Origin of the sequence: Sulfodiicoccus acidiphilus (assembly GCF_003967175.1) — an archaeon.
In the GTDB taxonomy this organism is placed as follows: domain Archaea; phylum Thermoproteota; class Thermoprotei_A; order Sulfolobales; family Sulfolobaceae; genus Sulfodiicoccus; species Sulfodiicoccus acidiphilus.
Genome location: NZ_AP018553.1, coordinates 2,232,029 through 2,250,323, shown reverse-complemented (window position 1 = coordinate 2,250,323; position 18,295 = coordinate 2,232,029). Strand labels below are relative to the sequence as shown.

General features: G+C 48.8%; 18 protein-coding genes. 10 read left to right on the top strand and 8 right to left on the bottom strand.

All coding sequences use genetic code 11. The features are described 5' to 3' along the window. Positions 1-24: 24 nt before the first annotated feature. Positions 25-729: a DUF2192 domain-containing protein gene (locus HS1genome_RS11270; protein ID WP_126451138.1), complete on the bottom strand. Its 705-nt coding sequence runs from the start codon at positions 727-729 to the stop codon at positions 25-27. Between the two features lie 85 nt (positions 730-814). Between HS1genome_RS11270 and HS1genome_RS11265 the strand changes: the two genes are divergently transcribed. After that, entirely contained in the window at positions 815-1,210 is a 396-nt protein-coding gene (locus tag HS1genome_RS11265; protein WP_126451137.1) for a hypothetical protein, read from the top strand. A 13-nt stretch (positions 1,211-1,223) separates the two neighbouring features. Here HS1genome_RS11265 and HS1genome_RS11260 read toward each other — a convergent pair whose 3' ends face one another. Then, a complete protein-coding gene (locus tag HS1genome_RS11260; protein ID WP_232018766.1) occupies positions 1,224-1,556 on the bottom strand; it encodes a helix-turn-helix domain-containing protein in 333 nt (110 codons plus the stop codon). A 49-nt stretch (positions 1,557-1,605) separates the two neighbouring features. Here HS1genome_RS11260 and HS1genome_RS11255 point away from each other — a divergent pair, with 49 nt between their 5' ends. After that, positions 1,606-2,475 carry an MDR/zinc-dependent alcohol dehydrogenase-like family protein gene (locus HS1genome_RS11255; RefSeq protein ID WP_126451136.1) on the top strand — a complete coding sequence of 290 codons (870 nt, stop codon included), beginning with the start codon at positions 1,606-1,608 and terminating at the stop codon, positions 2,473-2,475. Between the two features lie 833 nt (positions 2,476-3,308). Here HS1genome_RS11255 and HS1genome_RS11250 read toward each other — a convergent pair. Further along, positions 3,309-4,502, bottom strand: coding sequence for an aminotransferase-like domain-containing protein (locus tag HS1genome_RS11250; RefSeq protein WP_126451135.1), 1,194 nt, complete (start codon positions 4,500-4,502; stop codon positions 3,309-3,311). A 34-nt stretch (positions 4,503-4,536) separates the two neighbouring features. On the opposite strand from HS1genome_RS11250, the gene HS1genome_RS11245 reads away from it, so the two are divergent. Continuing rightward, the gene (locus HS1genome_RS11245; RefSeq protein ID WP_229768190.1) at positions 4,537-5,313 is read left to right on the top strand and encodes a nicotinamide mononucleotide deamidase-related protein; all 777 of its coding nucleotides are present in this window, start codon (positions 4,537-4,539) and stop codon (positions 5,311-5,313) included. Between the two features lie 10 nt (positions 5,314-5,323). Here the strand turns inward: HS1genome_RS11245 and HS1genome_RS11240 are convergent, their stop codons facing one another. Together HS1genome_RS11240 and HS1genome_RS11235 are read right to left on the bottom strand one after the other, a co-directional pair. Beyond that, complete coding sequence (locus tag HS1genome_RS11240) at positions 5,324-6,262, bottom strand: transcription initiation factor IIB (RefSeq protein ID WP_126451134.1); 939 nt, start codon at positions 6,260-6,262, stop codon at positions 5,324-5,326. An 89-nt stretch (positions 6,263-6,351) separates the two neighbouring features. Next, positions 6,352-7,110, bottom strand: a complete 759-nt coding sequence (locus HS1genome_RS11235; protein ID WP_126451133.1) for a ZIP family metal transporter — start codon at positions 7,108-7,110, stop codon at positions 6,352-6,354. 100 nt (positions 7,111-7,210) lie between these two features. Between HS1genome_RS11235 and HS1genome_RS11230 the strand changes: the two genes are divergently transcribed. From HS1genome_RS11230 to HS1genome_RS11220, 3 genes are all read left to right on the top strand, one after another. Beyond that, positions 7,211-8,416: a metal-dependent hydrolase family protein gene (locus tag HS1genome_RS11230; RefSeq protein WP_229768191.1), complete on the top strand. Its 1,206-nt coding sequence runs from the start codon at positions 7,211-7,213 to the stop codon at positions 8,414-8,416. Positions 8,417-8,450: 34 nt separating this feature from the next. Then, on the top strand, positions 8,451-10,403 hold the full coding sequence (locus tag HS1genome_RS11225; protein ID WP_170166201.1) for a thioredoxin domain-containing protein: 1,953 nt from the start codon (positions 8,451-8,453) through the stop codon (positions 10,401-10,403). 413 nt (positions 10,404-10,816) lie between these two features. Further along, a complete protein-coding gene (locus tag HS1genome_RS11220) occupies positions 10,817-11,578 on the top strand; it encodes a dioxygenase family protein (RefSeq protein WP_126451131.1) in 762 nt (253 codons plus the stop codon). Here HS1genome_RS11220 and HS1genome_RS11215 read toward each other — a convergent pair. Then, positions 11,524-11,784 (bottom strand): hypothetical protein, encoded by a 261-nt coding sequence (locus HS1genome_RS11215; RefSeq protein WP_126451130.1) that lies wholly within the window; start codon positions 11,782-11,784, stop codon positions 11,524-11,526. The genes HS1genome_RS11220 and HS1genome_RS11215 overlap by 55 nt on opposite strands. Positions 11,785-11,917: 133 nt before the next feature. Between HS1genome_RS11215 and HS1genome_RS11210 the strand changes: the two genes are divergently transcribed. Both HS1genome_RS11210 and HS1genome_RS11205 read left to right on the top strand, forming a co-directional pair. Then, entirely contained in the window at positions 11,918-12,847 is a 930-nt protein-coding gene (locus HS1genome_RS11210) for an indolepyruvate ferredoxin oxidoreductase subunit alpha (RefSeq protein ID WP_126451129.1), read from the top strand. Positions 12,848-13,393: 546 nt separating this feature from the next. Next, a complete protein-coding gene (locus HS1genome_RS11205) occupies positions 13,394-14,869 on the top strand; it encodes an ABC1 kinase family protein (protein ID WP_229768192.1) in 1,476 nt (491 codons plus the stop codon). On the opposite strand, the gene hsp14 is transcribed toward HS1genome_RS11205, so the two are convergent. Further along, positions 14,856-15,230 carry an archaeal heat shock protein Hsp14 gene (gene hsp14 / locus HS1genome_RS11200; protein ID WP_170166200.1) on the bottom strand — a complete coding sequence of 125 codons (375 nt, stop codon included), beginning with the start codon at positions 15,228-15,230 and terminating at the stop codon, positions 14,856-14,858. The two genes, HS1genome_RS11205 and hsp14, sit on opposite strands and share 14 nt — an antisense overlap. 306 nt (positions 15,231-15,536) lie before the next feature. Continuing rightward, positions 15,537-15,890, bottom strand: a complete 354-nt coding sequence (locus HS1genome_RS11195) for a DsrE family protein (RefSeq protein ID WP_126451128.1) — start codon at positions 15,888-15,890, stop codon at positions 15,537-15,539. Between the two features lie 103 nt (positions 15,891-15,993). Between HS1genome_RS11195 and HS1genome_RS11190 the strand changes: the two genes are divergently transcribed. Together HS1genome_RS11190 and HS1genome_RS12915 are read left to right on the top strand one after the other, a co-directional pair. Beyond that, a complete protein-coding gene (locus tag HS1genome_RS11190; RefSeq protein ID WP_126451127.1) occupies positions 15,994-17,280 on the top strand; it encodes an APC family permease in 1,287 nt (428 codons plus the stop codon). Positions 17,281-17,902: 622 nt separating this feature from the next. Continuing rightward, on the top strand, positions 17,903-18,187 hold the full coding sequence (locus HS1genome_RS12915; protein WP_126451126.1) for a hypothetical protein: 285 nt from the start codon (positions 17,903-17,905) through the stop codon (positions 18,185-18,187). Positions 18,188-18,295: the final 108 nt, after the last annotated feature.

The following is an 18,295-nucleotide window of genomic DNA, read 5'->3' as shown; positions in this document are numbered from 1 at the left end:
TCTCAAAATGATAATTGTAGATAGCTAAAAAGATTTGTTGTCGGCCTCTTCTAGCTCGAGGACCCTGGAAAGTACTTTATGACTTACTCTGAATACCTCGGAGGCTATGAGTGCTATGTAGCTGTTTCGAGGAGAAGGATAGGAAATTCCTATACTTATGGCAATGGCCTTCTTAGCTGCCTCTACGCTGAGTCTGTCTCTGAACGCCCCCTCACTCATACTCTCGGCTAGTTTGAAGGCGGTGTAGAACCTAGAGAAGCTCTTAGCGGTGTGAGTGAACTCAGGATCTCCACTTCCATCTAGGTTCCTAAGGGCCTGAAACAGTTCCTCCTCTTTGGAGAACGATAGAAGGACTCTGACCATGATGAGTCTTAACGCACGAGACAAGGTGTCTCCATCGATTGGCCTGATCTCATCCATAGAGTTCCTAAGAACTTTACTGGCGATCTCCTCGTATCTTAGCTCTTGATAGAGTAATTTCTCGAAAACCTCCTTGGACTCTTCGAATAGGCCGAGTCCATCTCTTCCTACTACGTAGAACGTTATTAATTCCTTCTCATAAATGTTCTCGGCCTTGAACCCTCTGAGAGGCCTCACTTTCTCCTCTTCATATCTCCTCCTGAGTTCCTCTAGAAGGGCCTCCCTGTCCATCGTCTCCCACTCTCTATTTACGTCTGCCCACAGCTCTGTTAGTATTCTCACCCTGTCCCTGTAAACCTCCTTCACCAAGACGTATCACCCTATCTTTCTGGCAGGAGTATTTAAAAGAGTAAAATGGTTGAAGTTTATGTTCGTGGAAGCTTTAGAAGAGAGCTTGTATTCAAGTGTGTCACTTGTATCGGCCTCAGAGCTGGAGAGTGAGCTAAGTGCGCTAAAGGAGCAAATTAAGGCACTTAAGGAAGTCATGGAGAGACAACAAGGCGACCTATCAGGGTCGAAGGCGACTCTAGAGAAGTTGGAGTCAATGGTGTTGCAGTTAGAAAGAGAGTTATCGTGGAGGGCTGTGGCGAAGTCGCAAGGGTTGTGGAAATCTAGAAGGTGTAAGCACGTTAACAGCGGGATATGCGGGGCCTGGCACGTTAGTGAACCTGAGAAGTTAGGTGTTCCTCAGGACGCCGTGGAGATCACAGACGGAGCAAAGAGAGTATCGGTAATTAAGTTCCCAGATCTATGTATCGCCTGCCCTCTCTACGAACCAAGAAGGGAGTGAGGGACCTAGAGTATCAAGCCTTGAGCTTCAAGGACCTATCCTTAAGATTTTTAAGGATAATCGATAATTCTTCTTCTCCTTCTTCACCAAGAAACTCCTTAAGTGATGAGGTAATATCATCTAGAATTATTCTCTTGATCTCAAATCTCTCCTCCTCGTCGGCGAAATCCACGCAACGCCTCAGGACTTCGTCGCTTGGATGTGTATTACCCTTTAGGTACTTGGTTATAGCAGCAGGAGTCACACCCAACATTGAGGCCACCTCGCTTCTGCTTCTCTTTCTTAGAAGAATCTCTAGGATCTGTCTCCTACCTTCTTTACTTACGTTGTGCAGGATCTTCAACACTATACAATCGTAGTCGCATTTATTAGAGGTTACGTCGGTGAGCAGATAGATGTTGGCGATAATATTTGACCAGAGTATCACCGCTAGGGACGTGGTGAAGAGACCGGTATTAAGGGACCACCTCTTGGTCTCTCCAGAGTTGGTATTATTAGATGGAGTTGAGAACGCGGTCTTCTTGGGATTGCTATGGGTTCAGCCATGGAGAATCCTTGGCACTACTGCCTTAGCTAGGGTCAGTGCTACTGGGTTAGAGGTCTCAAAGAAGCTCGAAGGTAAGAAGGTTTTGGTTTTTCCCTTCTCTAACTCCTACGGTGGCCTCGGGACCGACATCGACGGGGTGATGGCAGAGGAAGCATTAGTTCCATCCGATGTAGTGGTCGAGGTTCCAGACAGTGCAGACTGGAAGTACTTACTTTATCCTCACCTAAGCCTGATTGAGCAGATCATATCTGAGGTCAGGGACTCCAAGGTGTTAATAGTGGGAGGAGGTCTGACGGGCATGTTGGCCGCGGCCCTCCTTCCAGATGTGGCATCCAAGGTGGGGCTCTTCACAGAAGGTTCTGTGCCTCTGACGTTAGAGGGAGTGGAGAAGGTGGGACAGATCAGTGGTGATTGGGATGCCATTCTTCTCTCTTCGATGAAGAGTTGGATTCGGGGTTCTCTATCTGCACTAGATGCCCCTAGAGTAATTCTACCTAGGTTTTCGAGGACTTGGCCGTTAAACCTCTTCAAAAACACACTAGAGATATTTCCCAAACCATCGACCTACGTTTCCCACCTCCTTGGCTCTAAGAGGATCGCGAAGGTACTCGAGTCGGTTGTGGGGTTCTCGGACGACGTCTTAGCCTCCATTCCTACGTCTAAGCCGGCCGTGGTGGTAGAGTTCAAAAGGGCCCTCTACAAGCTAGGAGGTCTATAGTTCTCTCCATACAATATAAATTCTAGACCATTTGACTTCATGAAAGTAAGTAAAAATAATGAAATAGTGAACCTCGCTCTTAACGGTGGAGATATAGCTTTAACTTAGTCCATTTTCGCAGACCGTCACTGCTCTTAAGCTCACTGAGGGTGAGTACCAACGTTAACTTACAATGAAGGGTTAAGGGGGCGAAAAGCCCTCATTTAACCTTACGGAGGTTAAGGGAGCGAAAGTCCCCTTCCGTGGGGACGGACAGCCCCCTTATGTAAACCTCTTTACGGTTGTCAAAATACTATTTCTACGACCTCTACTGTGAGAGCTGGGTTGCACCCTCGGGACCGGGGGAACTCACGCCCGTGGAGAGGAAACCCTCCGTGATCCCCCTTCCGTACTGTTCACAGAAAGGTTCCACTGAACCTCCGCTACGGACGGGGATCGAGGTTCCTCCGGGAAGCAGGAAATCCCCACCGCGAGATGCCCCGTCCGCGAGGGAGGGGTAGTTCACATAGTTTTTCAGGAAACCTATTAGTGATGTTACCGACCATCCTCCCTAGCTCGATCGAGGACTTAACAAGACTAAGGGAGATGCATCCAGCATACCTCCCTTTCTCTTTCTAGCGATCTGAGCTATGCAATGAGGGTCCCATTTTTCATGTGGGAGTCTTCTGAGCCACCCGACTGCCCCCAGCAGTCAAAGGTCCTCACGTTCTTTCCAGACAGAGGTGGACCCTCTTAACCGCTGTTCGCCTCGACGTGTCCCACGAAAAGATTGCGAAGAAAATGAGCGTTAAGGGCATTCCAAAGGCGGGAAGAAAATCTATATTTTTGAAAATCTACAATTTCTCCTTGAGGAGATCTCCCAAGATCCTTATTCCTTCTCTTAGCTTCTCCTCGGGCGGGAAGCTGAAGTTTAGTCTCATTGTGTTCCTTCCGGAGAAGTCATGATAGAAACTGGCACCCGGCACATAGGCCACTCCCTTCCTCAACGCCTCCTCCAGAAGGATTCCCGTGTCTAGCTTCTCCGAGACCTTGGCAAAAACGAACATTCCACCCTTAGGCCTACTCCAGCTGGCGCTCTTTGGAAAATGGGCCTCTAGGCTATCTAGCATTACATCCCTCTTCCTCTTGTATATGGCCCTGACCTTTGGGAAATTAGACTGTATGACTCCTCGTCTTATGGCCTCGGCTGCTATATATTGAGTGAAGGACGGTGTGTGTAGATCTACGTTTTGCTTCATCATTTCGAGCTTGGAGATCACCTCGGGCTCTGCCACCACCCAGCCTAACCTGAAGCCAGGGGCCAAGATCTTGCTGAACGTTGAAGTGTATATTACCCTTCCCTCCGTGTCCAGTGCCTTAAGAGAGGGAGGAGCATCCCCATCGAAAACTAGGAATCCGTAAGCATCGTCCTCCACTACTAGGAAATCGTAATCGCTGGCTATTTCCAGGAGCCTTTTCCTCCCTTCTAGTCCCATTGTAACGCCTCCAGGATTCTGTGCCGTTGGAATTGTGTAGAACAGCTTCAGCTTGCCTCTGGTTTTCTTCGCACGTTCCTCCAACTGGTCGAGGTTAGCACCTTCTTCGGTGAGTTCCACGCCGAGGAAGTTAGGTTTCCTGAGCCTCATCGCGTTCAAAGCAGCTAGATAGGTTGGCATCTCAACCGCCACCTGGTCACCTGGGTCGATCAGCAAGTTAGCCAGCATATAGAGTGCCTCCTGACTTCCCACTGTAACGAAGAGGTTTTCCTCTCTAATCTTAGATATTCCCCGAAGCGAGGACAGTGAAATCAGTTGTTTCTTGAACTCCTCCACTCCTCCTGTGGCAGTATACTGCAGAGCCCGTTCCCAATTCTTGTCCATGATGTCTTCCGCAATCTTCTTTATGTCCTCTCTTGGGAAAGTAGAAGGATCTGGAAGCCCGCCAGCGAGACTAATTACCTCCCTGCCCTCTGTGATCTTCAGGAGGTCCCTTATTTCTGAGGACCTCATGGCTTTCACTTGCTCTGAGAAGAAGCGCTCCAACTCCATGAAGCCTATAACTTTCTTGGTGATTTTATAGCTTATGTCGATGAACGCGGAAGTTCTGACTGTAGGTAACGAACTTCTGAACGGGCACACTACAAATACTAACGCTACTCACATAGCACGTAGGCTCACTTCCATGGGGTTCGTGGTGAGGAGAATAACAGCTGTAATGGACGAAGTCGAGGAAATTGCTTCGGTGGTCAAAGAAGTCCTAGCTAGGTCCCCAGCACTGTTGGTAGTGTCTGGAGGGTTGGGTCCAACTTACGATGATAGGACCGCCGAGGGTATAGCGCTAGGTTTGGGGAGGGGACTAGTGGAGAACAGTGATGCCCTAGACCAAATAAGGAGCAAGTACGGCGAGATAGAAGTGACGCCGGCAAGAAGGAAGATGGCCTTTATGCCTGAAGGAGCAGTCCCAGTTCCTAACGATGCTGGAGTAGCACCCGGCATATATCTTCGGATAGGGCACACAGAAATTTTGGCAACCCCTGGAGTGCCTCGCGAAATGGAAAGCGTTCTAGAGAATTTCCTGAATCGATATCTGGTTAAAAGGCCAAGCGTAGTCTATGCGGAAAGGTCTTTCAAAGCTAGGGGAATAATGGAATCCGTGTTAGCCCCACACGTTATCTCTCGGGTCAAGAAGTATAATCTATATATAAAGACTCATCCAAAAGGTAGGGAAGTGGGGGATCCATATCTAGAGGTTCAGATTGCGGGCAGTTCTCCAGATAGAGAAGAGCTCCTCAATAGACTCGAATCTTGTGAAAAGGAGCTAAGAGAAATAGTTGCGAAGATGGGAGGAATAGTTGAATAAACAATAAATTCTACTGTTGTGGAATTTCTAATTTAAGCTCTTGAACTAGCTCTTTGTATCTATTCCTCACCGTGACTTCCGTAACACCAGCTACCTGGGCTATTTCCTTCTGTGTCTTCCTCTCGTCATGAAGCAACGCCGCTATATATATTGCAGCGGCTGCCAATCCAGCTGGGTCCTTCCCAGCTGTCAGTCCCATATCCTTGGCCTTCTCCAAGATTTCTGCAGCATACTTCATAGATGCCCCGCTGAGGTTGAGTAGTGCCCCTATTCTAGTTATGTAGTCCCGAGCGTTACTAACTGGCACGGAAATGGACAACTCTTTCAGCAACAGCCTATAACATCTAGCGACCTCTTTCCTGTTAGCCTTAGTGTACTGGGCTATCTCGTCGAGGCTCCTGGCCACCTTTAATCTCCTACAGGCAACGTATATGGAGGCCGCAACCACGCTCTCTATACTTCTCCCCCTAACTAGTCCCCTTTCCACCGCCTTCCTGTATATGGTGGCCGCTTCGTCTTTGACAGACTTGGGGAGGCCCAACAGGTTACCGATCCTCTCCAGTTCATTCATGGCCTGAGCTAGGTTCCTGTCTACACTGCTCTGAATTCTCGCCCTGATTTGCCACTTCCTCCACCTTAGGACTTCCAATCTTCTCTTAGGCTCCAAAGACCTACCCATGGCGTCCTTATCTCTCCAATCTATCATAGTCGAGAGACCTCTGTCATGTATCGTTTGGTTGAGAGGTCCACCTACCCTACTTCTTTTTTCCTTCTCCTCAGCAGTGAAGGCCCTCCACTCGGGCCCTTGATCTATTACTTTGTCCTCTATTACCTCACCGGTCTCTTCACAGATGTACTCTCCTCTTTCGTAGTCGAATACTATCTTGTCCTGTGGACAAGGCTGCAAAGTTCCTTCCGACTTCTCTTCAGTCAACTCCCTCACCTCCATTCGAAACTAAAAGAATAAGCCATTCCATTTATAAATCTTTCTACACTGTACTATATAAGTCTTTCTATCAAGCGCACGTAATCCCGTTCTTATGGAAACATGTTGACTAGGAAAGCCACGGTGAATCCCAAAACCAATCCAACTGAGGTAAGGTGAGGACTCAAACCTAAATGTTGGGTCCTTTTTACAGTTCCTCTGTACATCTCCATCAAGACGTATATTATACTTCCTAGGGCTATTCCGTTGAAGGAAGCCACAAGGATGGTGGAGGCCGCTAAGTAAGAGAAAATTGCGCCAATTAGAGTAGGCGCCCCTCCCAAGAGGTAAAGTCCTCCGACTGTTTTGGCCGCTGGCTTCTGCCTCTCTGTGAGGAAAGGGGCCGAGATTGGGAAGCCTTCTGTCACGTTCTGCAGGGTAGATCCCACCACTAAGGGTAACACTATGGAGGAGAGTCCCAATCTGAAGGATCCTCCCAGCGCCAAACCTTCCGTTAAGTTTTGTAGTCCTATACCCAAGGCTATCAGAGTTGACACATGTTGAGCTGATTGATAGGCCTGACCCACCCTCCTCGGCCTGACCGAGGAAAGTAGGTGAAATCCTAAGTACGAGAGAACAATCCCCAAAAGGAGGATAGTTTCTGGCAGAGGATCGCTCTCCCCGACCAGCAAGTAGGTTCCAGAGAACACATCCATCAATAGGTATATCAGGACTCCCATGGCCGCCCCGTTAAGTAATTCCACCTTTCTCTGGTCTAAGTTTGTATGTCTTGTCAGTGGAAACGTTGCAAAAATCGAGAAACCCACTACTGTGGCTAACCCAATCACTTCCACGTCTTTGTTAATCATCATCAAGTAGCTCTCTCACCGTCTCTAAAAAGACTTACGATAGGTCGTAAAAGAATGAGGATAAGGGATGTGTGACTAAATACCTTAGTTTTCGAATTCCCTTGTGGACTCGGTGATAGTATCGGGGAAAGCCTTCGACGGGAGGTCATTTAGGGAGGACGTTGAGGTGAGGGTAGAACGCGGTGAGATAGAAAGAGTGGGTCGTTCAAATGGAGAGAAGAGCCTCTCCGGGGACTACGTTATTCTACCGGGGCTAATTGACGCTCACGTTCACTTCTTTGGAGTGAAGGAGGATAGGCTCCTGGAATGGAATTTAGTGCCTGAGACGTTAGCGACTGCGAGGAGCGTAGGTGACGCCATTAGACTGTTGTCTGCTGGTTTCACTACAGTGAGGGACTTGGGAAGTAAGTGTGCACTGGGACTTGCTGAGGCCATTGAAGAAGGTAGGTTACTTGGCCCAAGGATAGTCGCCTCTGGTTACTCCATAGCTGAGACTGGAGGAAACGACGATCCCAGGGATTTGCCGCTGGAAATGGGACAATCCATTTCTTACTCGTTCTATTGCGACTCCCCATGGGAGTGTAGAAAGGCCGTGAGGAAATGTGTAAGGCAGGGAGCAGACGTTATAAAAGTCTACGCCTCAGGGGCTTTCTCGTCGGGGGGAAAGATCAAACCTGCCTTCACCTTAGAGGAGCTCAGGGCTATCGTTGATGAAGCCCACAGGGCGGACCTGAAGGTGGCCATGCACGCCTACGGGGAGGAGGCAATAGGGAACGCCTTGGACGCAGGGGCCGATACAATAGAGCATGGATTGGGACTGAGCGAGTCGTTAGCGAAGGAAATGGCGAGGAAAGGTATCTGCTACGTGCCCACTCTCGCCACCTACGAGGTGGGCCTGGAGGTTAGAAAAATGAACGAGGAGGTCAGAAAGGCTAGAAGCGAACTGATCAGGAAACATATGGAGGAAGATGTGAAGATAGCGAGGGATAATGGAGTCACCATAATTGCTGGTACGGACTACGTGGGTTCCTCAAGTCGTAGACATGGAGAGAACTACAGGGAGATCGTCCTTCTGGCCAAGTTCTTGGGATTAGAGGGAGCTCTTAGGGCAGCGTCCTTTGACGCAGCCCTTTGCTTAGGACTGAGGGGAGGTTCGCTGGAGGTAGGTAAGTGGGGTGACTTGGCTTTGTTTAAGAAGGTAGAAGATCCCTCCGACCTGAGGCCGGATAACCTAGAGTACATCGTGATCCGTGGGAGGGCAATTAATGGTCCTCAGTTGAGGGAGTTGGCTCGGTGGGTGCAGTATTAAGACTACCTTTTTAGAGTGCGAAGTCCATTGGTCTATCGTGAACAGGTTAGCCAACGCTACGAGTACCTATCTAAGGGAAAGTGCAGATCAGCCGGTCGACTGGCACACTTGGTCTGAAGAGGCATTTAGAAAGGCTAAGGAGGAGGATAAGCCAATCCTAGTTGACGTAGGAGCCTCCTGGTGTCACTGGTGTCACGTGATGGACCAACAGAATTACTCCGATCCAGAGGTTGCTAGGATCCTCAACGAGTACTTCATTCCGATAAAGGTTGATCGGGATGAGATGCCCGACGTGGACAGGAAGCTCCAACAGGCCGTGTCTGCCATGACAGGAGAGGGAGGTTGGCCTCTCACGGCCTTCTTGACGCCAGAAGGTAAAGTGTTCTTCGGAGGAACCTACTTTCCTCCCGAGGACATGTACGGTAAAGTTGGTTTCAAGAGGCTCCTATGGCAGATAGTGAAGATCTGGAAAGAAGAGAGAGAGAAGTTGAACGTAGCTGCCAACACCGTAGTCCGCTTTCTCGCTGAGTCGAGGGAGGTTGAGGAGCTTGAACCCACACCCGAAGTCGTAGACCAGGTGATCAACTTCATCATCTCCAACTTTGACCTTGAAGAGGGAGGTTTGGGGAACGGCATGAAATTCCCTCACCCCACTGTAGATGAGCTACTGCTCTCCCAGTGGTTCAGAACACGTGACAATTCCTACAGGAAGTTGGTCTCCTTCACTCTAACTAAGATGTACTTCGGTGGTATATTCGACCAAGTAGGAGGAGGCTTCCATAGGTACTCCGTAGACAGGGAGTGGTGGGTTCCTCACTTCGAGAAACTCGGGGTTGATAACGCAGAGCTCCTCCTAGACTACTTTAGCGCTTACTTGGAGACAAAGGATCCTGAGTTCCTTGATTGCATCTCTATGACTTCATCCTTTCTCCTGAGGGATATGAAGGTCGAGGGTGGATTCGCCAACAGTTTAGACGCCGATAGTGAGGGAGTGGAGGGAAAGTATTACACATGGACAGAGGGTGAGCTTCAGGAAGCCCTAGGAGATGACTTTCAATTAGGGATTTGGTTATTTTCTTTTAGAGCGTCACCAGAGGTCGAGGGAAGGAAAGTCCTGAAAAGGTCTGCTAGCCTTTACGAGCTAACCAGGAGACTATCCACAGACCAGTTCGAGGCCCAAAAGAAGTTGAGCGAACTTAGGGAAAGACTTCGTAAGTACAGGGAGGAGAGTAGAAAGAAGCCTAACGTGGACGACAACCTTTACACTTACACGAACTCGAGAATCGGAGAAGCCCTATTGCTTACAAGCGTGATTCTAGGGCAAGGTGCGAGGGAGGCTTTAGGAGTGATCGATAAGTTGAATTCCGCAGGAAGGAGATTAGGTGGAGGAGAACCCCTCATGGAAGACTACGCCGCCTCGGCGTCGGCCTTACTATCAGCGTATGAGGTGACAGGTCGCATTAATTACCTAGACTCGGCCCTCAGGGTGTGGGACAGGCTATTTTCCTTCAAGACCTCGCAAGGCTTCGTGGACTCTGCACGTTCCGACGAAGTGACGATGGCTGATACTCCGAACGAGTCCCCCAACTCCATAGCTCTCAAGACGTGGATCAAGTTGTGGATAGGAGGTAAGGTCGAGTTTGACCCTTCTATCGCAAAGGTGATAACTTCCAGGATACTCACTAATCCCCCCTTTTATGCGGGTGTAGCAGGATCACTTGACGCTATCCTGAGGGGAGCGGCTCACGTGGTCGTGATTGATGAGGGAGACTCCAAGGCCGATTCGCTTCACAGATCTGCTCTCTCCATTTACCACCCTCTGAAGTTGGTGGAAAGAGTTACACCTGACAGGAAGGACGAACTCCCACCTCCCTTGAGGGCAATGCTCTCTTACGGCACTGGTTCCAGGGCTTATGTCTGTGTAGGTAACACCTGTAGTCTACCCGTCTACGAAGCTGAGAAGGTGAGAACATTGCTCTCTCATTGACTTCTAGACTAACCTAACTTTTCAGGTACCGATACTTTCCTCTAATTTCTCCCCTCTTATGATCACACACATTAACGGTAAGGGGTCTGGTTGTCATATCTCAGGGTCGTTCGCAATCCTGAGTACAACACGTCTATGACTTCCTCCCCGCCCTGAAGGGCGAGGCTTTCGGTCCTTTGTAACTCCTTGCGTTAATGAGAGGTACTGAACTACGTAAACACCCAGGACAGGAGTTGAGTGTGTCGTTAAGGCTTCAGAAGACCCTAGGTCCACCAGTGGATATGGTATAACTCACAATAAAACGATGAGTTGAGAGTGCGGAGAGAAGTAGCGAGGCTTAAGAAATTTTCACGTTTGACACTTTACTCCACTACACTTACTCTCTTATTTTCCTTAGGGGAACATTTAGTCTCATGCGGAGTATATTTGCCTCACATGGTTCACCTACTATTCTGGTGGAGGATGTAGCTTGGAAGGGTGTTCTATCGAGACTAGGAAAGGAAATTAAGACGAGCATTGATCCTGAGACTGTAGTCGTGGTCAGTCCTCATTTCGTCTCTTGGGACGGTGTACACTTAGTGGAAATACAGGAGAAATTGGAGTGCATTCAAGACTACTACGGTTTCCCAGCGGAGTTGTATCAATACTGTTACTCTGCTCAGAATGACGTTAAACTCGCGAAGGATATAGTTAGAAGGGCCAAGAGTGAAGGTGTACCGGTGAGGGAAGATGAGAGCTGGGGACTAGATCATGGTGCGTGGATCCCCCTAATGTACATGTTTCCAGAGGGCGTTAAGGCGGTAGCGATCTCCATCACGACTGGCCCAATAAGTGAGCACCTAGCTTTGGGTAAGGCGATTGCTCTAGCCTCAGCCGGGAGAAGAGTACTCCTCCTCGCTACAGGATCTCCTACCCACAGACTCGATCTGATGTACTTCAAGACACCCCCGAAGAAATCTAAGTTTGACTCGATCCTAATTGAAGCACTTGAACGAGGAGATCCATCGGTATTGGATCTGGAGTCTAGGCCAGAATGGAATGCAGCTCAACCTGAAGGACTGCTAAGGCCCCTCTACGTGGCCCTTGGCGCTTCAGGTCTTAACGGAGCTAAGGTAATAGCTCACGATGTTCCTTGGTCCGGCGTTAGTATGTTAGCGGTAGACTTAGGTGGTTGAGGTCCGACCCTGAGTCTCATGAGGCTGAAGATGTACCTGTTGAGTACCACTGCGTCCGTCTCTAGGATACCAGCACACTTAACCATGCTCACGTTAGGGTCCTGCTCTATTAACTTCCTCACCCTCTCAAGCCTTCTTGGAATCCACTTCCCTTCTCCCTTCATAACCTCCCTTTTGAACTCGGTCCATGCGTTTCTCCTGTTCATGCCCTCAGCTTGGTCGATATTGCTTTAAAAGGGAAATGGCGTATACTTGTTCATGTTGCACGTGTTAAATTTTAACATTGAGGATAACTCATCCAACGAATATTTATAAAGTTTAAATCGTTGCGACCGTTGAATGAAGACAGAGATCAGGCTCGTTTTAGGTAACGAAGCTATAGCCGCTGGGGCTGTGGCAGCAGGCGTCTCTGTCGCAACCGGGTATCCTGGCACGCCTTCCACTGAGATCTTGGAGTCTATCCCTAAGTTTAGTAAGGAGGTCTACATTGAGTGGAGCACTAACGAGAAGGTGGCTTACGAGACAAGCTACGGTGCAGCTATCACGGGAGCCTACGCCATGGCCTCGATGAAACATGTGGGACTCAATGTGGCCGCCGACGCTATCTCAAGTTCCTCCTATACATGTGTTGAAGGAGCCCTGGTTCTAGTGTCGGCCGACGATCCTTCGATGTGGTCATCTCAAAACGAGCAGGACAATAGGTACTTCGCGCTACAATTCCTTATCCCAATTGTCGAAGCATACGATCCTAAGAGTGCTCATCAACTTACTTTCAAGGCATTCGAGCTCAGTGCTCGACTTAAGCAACCTGTAATGTTGAGGACGAACACTAGGGTGAGCCATGTCAGGGAACCGGTTGAACTACTCGCTCCTGCTGAGCCAGTGAGAGGAAAGTCCAGAAAGGACCCCTCTAGGTATGTGTTAGTTCCAGAGAATGCAAGGAGGAACAGAAAGGAGCAGCTGAAGAGGTGGGAGGTGGCAAAGGAAGCGGTGGAAGAGATGAGCGAGCTCGAGGGAGAAGGTGAAGTGTTGGTTTTGGCCTCCGGTATAGGGTACGTTTACGTGAAAGAAACTTTGGAGGACATGGGAATTAAAGCGTCGATCCTTAAGCTTTCTACCCCCGTACCCTTGCCAAAGAGGCTAATTCTGAAGGCACTTGAGAGAACTAGAAGGGTAGCAGTGGTGGAGGAATTGGAACCAGTGGTGAAAATGCAGCTTAAATCGATTTTATGCCAGATCTGGACCACAATTATTAGACCTCGGCTGTAAAAGCTAGTTGTATCCTCGGGACTGGGGAACTGAAGTCTGTGGAAAAACTACCTTCCTTAACCCCTCTTCCACGCGGTGAGTTTCAGAAGGCCCCTCTGGACCTCCGCTATGGTGAAGGAGGATCGAGGTTTCCTCAGGAAGGAGGAGATCTTCGAGGCGAGGACGTCCCTTCCGTAAGGACGGCGTAGTTCACGGTAGAGTCTAACCCTCTTATGGACCCCGTTTACGATGGTAACTAGGTTAGCTTAACGTGAGGACAAGTTGTTTGGTGAGCTTTCGGCGGTATTATTGGTTCTTCTCTATTGACTTCCCTACGAAGCCCATTTCTCTAGCATTTCCTAAGTTCCTAGTTCCATAAGAGGGTTCCATAAGAGGCAAACGCCCCCATCCAGTTAAGATATTCCCCTGAACGTGGAATACTGGAAAACTGTCAACTGTGAATCTTTTAAGTTTCGTCGTCCATATAAATTCTGCCCGCTGCATAAGTAAACAGTGAGACAACATTTCTAATTACTTTTTACGGTCGTGTTAAATAAGTAGAGGCATATGTTGCCTGTCGGAAGAACCCTGAAGATAATCGAGAAGATGCTCCCTCGAGTCTTGAGGTACAGAGATTTCAGAAGAGACATACTAAACGACAAGCAACCTTCGGAGGAAGAGATGAGGAGAGAGGCTAAGAAGTTCGTGGACTCCATAATGGAGTTAGGTCCGACTTTCATTAAGCTTGGGCAACTTCTGTCCGTCAGGGCCGATGTTATGCCCGAGCCATACCTCAAGGAGCTCCAACGACTCCAGGACGAAGTCACACCAGAGCCTTTCGAAAGGGTTAAGGGTGCTATAATTAATGACGTTCCTGATCTAGATAGTGTGGAGGAAGTCCCCATAGCTTCAGCCAGTTTGGGACAGGTCCACGTGGGGAGATTGAGAGATGGCAGAGAAGTCGCCATAAAGGTGCTTAGGCCCGATGTCAGAAAGTTGGTGGAGCAGGACATTGCGATAGTTAGGGCCCTGTTGCCCTATCTTAGGTTCGTTTTTGACACTTCTTTAGTAGAGTCGGTCAAGGTGATAGTTGACGACTTTTCCAAGAGGATATTCGAAGAGATGGATTATGTGAAGGAAGCTGAGAACATTAAAAGGATAACCGACGAACTCAGCGACTTCAGCAGGATCAGGACCCCCAAGGTGGTGAGGGCCACAAAACGCGTTTTAGTTATGGAGTATCTACCTGGCTATAAAGTCACTTCAGATGAGGCGTCCAAAGTTGTGGATAGAAGGGAACTCGCGTACCGGATATTCCAAGTGTTCATGACCATGTTATTGGAGAAACCATTGTTCCATGCTGACCCACACCCAGGCAACTTGGCAGTGGATAAAGAAGGTAACTTAATACTTTACGATTTCGGAATGGTCGGCTCACTCGATAGAATCACTAGGAGGAACTTGGTGAGGGCGTATGTGAACTTGATAAGACAAGACCCGTACGGTCTAGTCAGAATTTTAGATCAACTAGGTGCTATCCAGCCAGAGGCAGATAGGGAGGTTCTGGCAGAGGGCATAGGCCTTTTCATGAAGTCAATGCAAGGAATACAGGTGGACGAGATGGAGCTACAGGACTTCATGAAGCTGGCCGATCAAGTGTTTTACAAGTTTCCTTTGAGGTTACCTCAGAAGATGGTTCTCTACATGAGGATGACTAACGAGTTGGAGGGAATATGTAGGACAATAGATCCGAGCTTCGACTTCATAGGAGTCCTTACCCAATTCTTAGAGGACGAGGGACTAGCTAGAGAGGCCATGGAAGAGGAGGTCAGGGATGTAGTAAGCACTTTAACGAACCGTCTCAGGCTGTCCCTCTTGACCCAGAGAAGAACTCCCGTAATTGTAGGAAGCAAAAGGAGTAGGAACTATCTTCCGCAGATTGTAATGGTGGGAGCGGTGGTCCTTTACGTTTTGACAAGAGACGAAGTCCTTTCAATTCTACTTGCATTGTTAGGATTGTCCTTCGTCTTCACTCGATCTTGACCTTCACTGCGCCCTCGACTGGTATCCTCAGCGTGAGCACACCATCCTCATACCTACCGATCACCTCAGCGTCCTTTGCCACCTTCACTGGCAGTTTGACGTGCCTCTCCACTTTCCTTGGCCTTTGGGTCAGGTATTCTACTCCCTGCTTTTTAGACTCTCTAGATGCAGAAATTACAAGCGTATCTTGTCCCACGACCCTCACGTTGATGTCCTCTTTCTTGAACCCGGCCAAGTCGGCTTTAACTGTGAGGTAACCTCCCTCCTCGTAGAGATCCACAGGTGGATACACCTCCTCGTAGAACTCTCTAGTGAGATCGCTTACCTGTTTGGCCAGTTCCTTCTTTACCAGGTCCACTATGCTCACCATAATAACTACTCATCGCTCACATTTAAAAAGATCTTTCATGAAGTAAACTACCCTCGTGAAAAGGTCTCTGTTGTTCGAATAGAAATCGGAAGAACGGGGCCTCGCTTTCCAGTATTGAAGTTAATGTCTAATCATGCTGATGTCATTCCTCCTTTGTCTGACAGGGAAATCAATATTTCTCGTACTCAAGAGTCTCCTAAAGCAGCTCTGAGCTCCATCACTTATCGCGGCGTAATCTCAAGTTGGATTTGAAAACCGACTAACCGAATCTACATTAATCACCAGCGTGGAAGGAAGTCAGACTATAACAAGCTGGTATCCCTCGTCCATAAACATAGAGATGTCCCTATGACGACTCTCGTCCCCGACGAGTTGGAGGCCAGCCTTTCTCACCTTCTCTGTCACGTTAACGTGAGGTGGCGAGGCACAGTATCCGCACGCTCCTGCTACGATACCTTCCTTCATAGCCTCGTCTACAAGTTCCCTTGTTTTCTCGTGCAAGGGCACCTTTACCCCAAGACCGTCGAAGAATACCTTAACATCGTGACCCTTCCTCTTGAGCTGAATAGCCGCTTGAAGGGCGTGTTGAGCCTTCACCAACTCGCTCCTTTGTTCTGGGTCTGTGTAAAGGACGAATGCTAACCTGGACATCTCAAGGAAAATGTCTTTCCACTGATCTTAAAGTTTGGGCTGAAATGCACCAGCGAACAGGACACATAACGCATAAATTCATTGTACACTCGTATTATCGATAATGGAAAAAGAGAGGGTAGTCCCCCATAACTCACGAAAGTTGGGTTTTCGCGAGCTCTTCTTCCTCTCGTTTGGGGGGCAAGCCCCTTTCATATCCCTTCTCACCTTTGGGACAGTCATGGTGGCCGAGGCCGGAAGGGCAGCGTCCTTCGCAATGCTCATCGCTACAATAGTTGTGTTGTTTAACGGACTTGTAGTTTACTACCTTTCAAAGAGATTTAAGCGAGGAGGTGGATACTACGTTTACGCCTTTTATTCCCTCACATCGAGGTTGGGACTGGAAACGGGATGGAGCTACCTTCTCTATGCCCTTTCTTACGGAGGTACTCTCTTGGCTGGTGGGGCCTACGTGCTGTACGTGACGACTGGGGTTGCACAATGGGTGTTAGCGCTAAGTGTTTCGATTTTAGCCATTTCCTTGGTCTTGGCAGGTGTTAGAACTTCCGCTACTTATGCTTTAGTTATGTCCACAGTGGAGATGGCGGTGTTAATAGGACTATCCTTGTTTTTCATGCACGAGTCTGGGTGGGCTTTCTACGATCCAATCTCCTTTCCTACCAAACTAGCAGCAGCTGTTATATTTGGTCTAGGAATACCTACCGGCTATGGCTCCATAGCACCGCTTGGAGGTGAAGCACAGAACGCTAAAACCACTATAGGCAGGGCTGCGATAGCGGTGTTGTTAGTTGGTGGAGTTTTGGCCACCTTATTCTTCTACGGTCTAGGAGAGATAGGCTTCACCGGAAATCTCGTGGATTACATTCTTCAGCGATTGGGTCCATTAGGGACGTTGGGGCTAGGTTTCGTAGCACTTAGCGACGGGGTGATGGGGGGTATGGCTTATGTGCTGGCCGGCTCTAGAACACTTAAAGCAATGGCGGAGGATCGCAGGTTTCCTTACATTTTCTCTAAGGAGACCAAGGGTCGACCGTTCTTGGCCGAAGGCGTTGTAGGTGGAATATTCGTGGCAACGATCACTTTGATGGCCTTGGGGCTCGGAATTTACTACACGTTCCTCGCTCTTGGAGCGTTAGCTGGATTCTGTAACATCTTAATACATTTGTCGGCCAACTTCTCCTTGCTTAGAATGTCTCTGATGAAGGGATGGAAGAGAGTAGTGGAGCTTAGCGTAGCATTGGTGGCGACTGGAGTCTCTGTATGGGTTCTCTTATTCTCGTTACCTGAAATACCCAAGTCTATTCAGGACGTGTTCTTTGGATGGGTGATTTTGGGATTTCTCTACGCTGAGGCTCTAGATATTATCTCTGTAACCGAACAGCCTAAGTGAGCTATGAGGCTCTAAGGGTGCCTGGCTGCTCTACTCGTGGATGGCCTCTTAACCTAAAGTTCCAAAGGGGATGCTAGACTCTAGCTTAACTTAGATGGGGGATTACTTTACTGTCTTAGATTAAATTGAGTTGTCTCTGTTATTTAAAATGAGTGCCTATCTTGGGAGGGGAGCTCGGGAAAGGCCTTGGTTAAATATCGAGAAGGGATGACAGGCCCCTTACTTGACTCCCTCGAAAACTTCCTGCTCATCCACCCCTTTTTAGAAAGCCCCCACGAGTTGGTTTGGCATGGCCGCTAATGGAGGCTTATGTCAGACTTAATTACCCCGTCTCCATGGGCGGGGCTTCCTCCTCATTGCCCCCACCTTGCTTAACGGTAGAGGGCAGAGCTCCAATGAGAGCTGCCTTATCTCCGACCTCTTCAGGACGTTAAGAGGACCGTTGTAGTTCTGGTCAGCTACCCGACCTCACAAGGCATTTGTGGAGGCGTGATCTTTCAAAGTTAGGTCTTTCCTTCAAGTTACAAAAATTGGGGTTAAGGGGGCGGAAAGCCTCGCCTTTCACGGCGGGGATGGATAGCCCCCTTATATATTTAAATACTTCTTTGTGAAATTTCTCTTAGTGGTACTAACGACGCTCCTCCCCAGCTCGATCGAAGGTTTAATGGGACTGTGGGAGGAGCAACCATCGTCTCTCTTCTCCCTTAAGGGACTAGAGCTTTGCGATGAAAGTCCCCTCCTCTTCAAATGGGAGTGGATCTCTGATCCACTCGACTGCCCACCAAACGAGACATGTAAACCCGAACCGGTGGTGGGAACGACGATCCCTCTGGGAGGGAACCCTCGTCCCTTCCAGGGCGGGGAGGAAGTCAGCTGTATCTGGCACAATTCCTCGAAGTGTGTTTAGGATCTACCAGGATTAAACCTCTCACAGTACTTCCCTACCTTATACTTCGTCACAGTTCCAAGTTCGTGGAAGGGAGACCTATCGTAATCTCTTTCTCATAGATCTTAA

What these genes read in the sequence shown, in the direction of transcription:
- HS1genome_RS11255 (WP_126451136.1), top strand. Translation starts at nt 1,606, where the DNA reads ATGTTGGCGATAATATTTGACCAGAGTATCACCGCTAGGGACGTGGTG.
- HS1genome_RS11250 (WP_126451135.1), bottom strand. Translation starts at nt 4,502, where the DNA reads ATGGAGTTGGAGCGCTTCTTCTCAGAGCAAGTGAAAGCCATGAGGTCC.
- HS1genome_RS11245 (WP_229768190.1), top strand. Translation starts at nt 4,537, where the DNA reads ATGTCGATGAACGCGGAAGTTCTGACTGTAGGTAACGAACTTCTGAAC.
- HS1genome_RS11240 (WP_126451134.1), bottom strand. Translation starts at nt 6,262, where the DNA reads ATGGAGGTGAGGGAGTTGACTGAAGAGAAGTCGGAAGGAACTTTGCAG.
- HS1genome_RS11235 (WP_126451133.1), bottom strand. Translation starts at nt 7,110, where the DNA reads ATGATGATTAACAAAGACGTGGAAGTGATTGGGTTAGCCACAGTAGTG.
- HS1genome_RS11220 (WP_126451131.1), top strand. Translation starts at nt 10,817, where the DNA reads ATGCGGAGTATATTTGCCTCACATGGTTCACCTACTATTCTGGTGGAG.
- HS1genome_RS11215 (WP_126451130.1), bottom strand. Translation starts at nt 11,784, where the DNA reads ATGAACAGGAGAAACGCATGGACCGAGTTCAAAAGGGAGGTTATGAAG.
- HS1genome_RS11210 (WP_126451129.1), top strand. Translation starts at nt 11,918, where the DNA reads ATGAAGACAGAGATCAGGCTCGTTTTAGGTAACGAAGCTATAGCCGCT.
- HS1genome_RS11205 (WP_229768192.1), top strand. Translation starts at nt 13,394, where the DNA reads ATGTTGCCTGTCGGAAGAACCCTGAAGATAATCGAGAAGATGCTCCCT.
- HS1genome_RS11195 (WP_126451128.1), bottom strand. Translation starts at nt 15,890, where the DNA reads ATGTCCAGGTTAGCATTCGTCCTTTACACAGACCCAGAACAAAGGAGC.
- HS1genome_RS11190 (WP_126451127.1), top strand. Translation starts at nt 15,994, where the DNA reads ATGGAAAAAGAGAGGGTAGTCCCCCATAACTCACGAAAGTTGGGTTTT.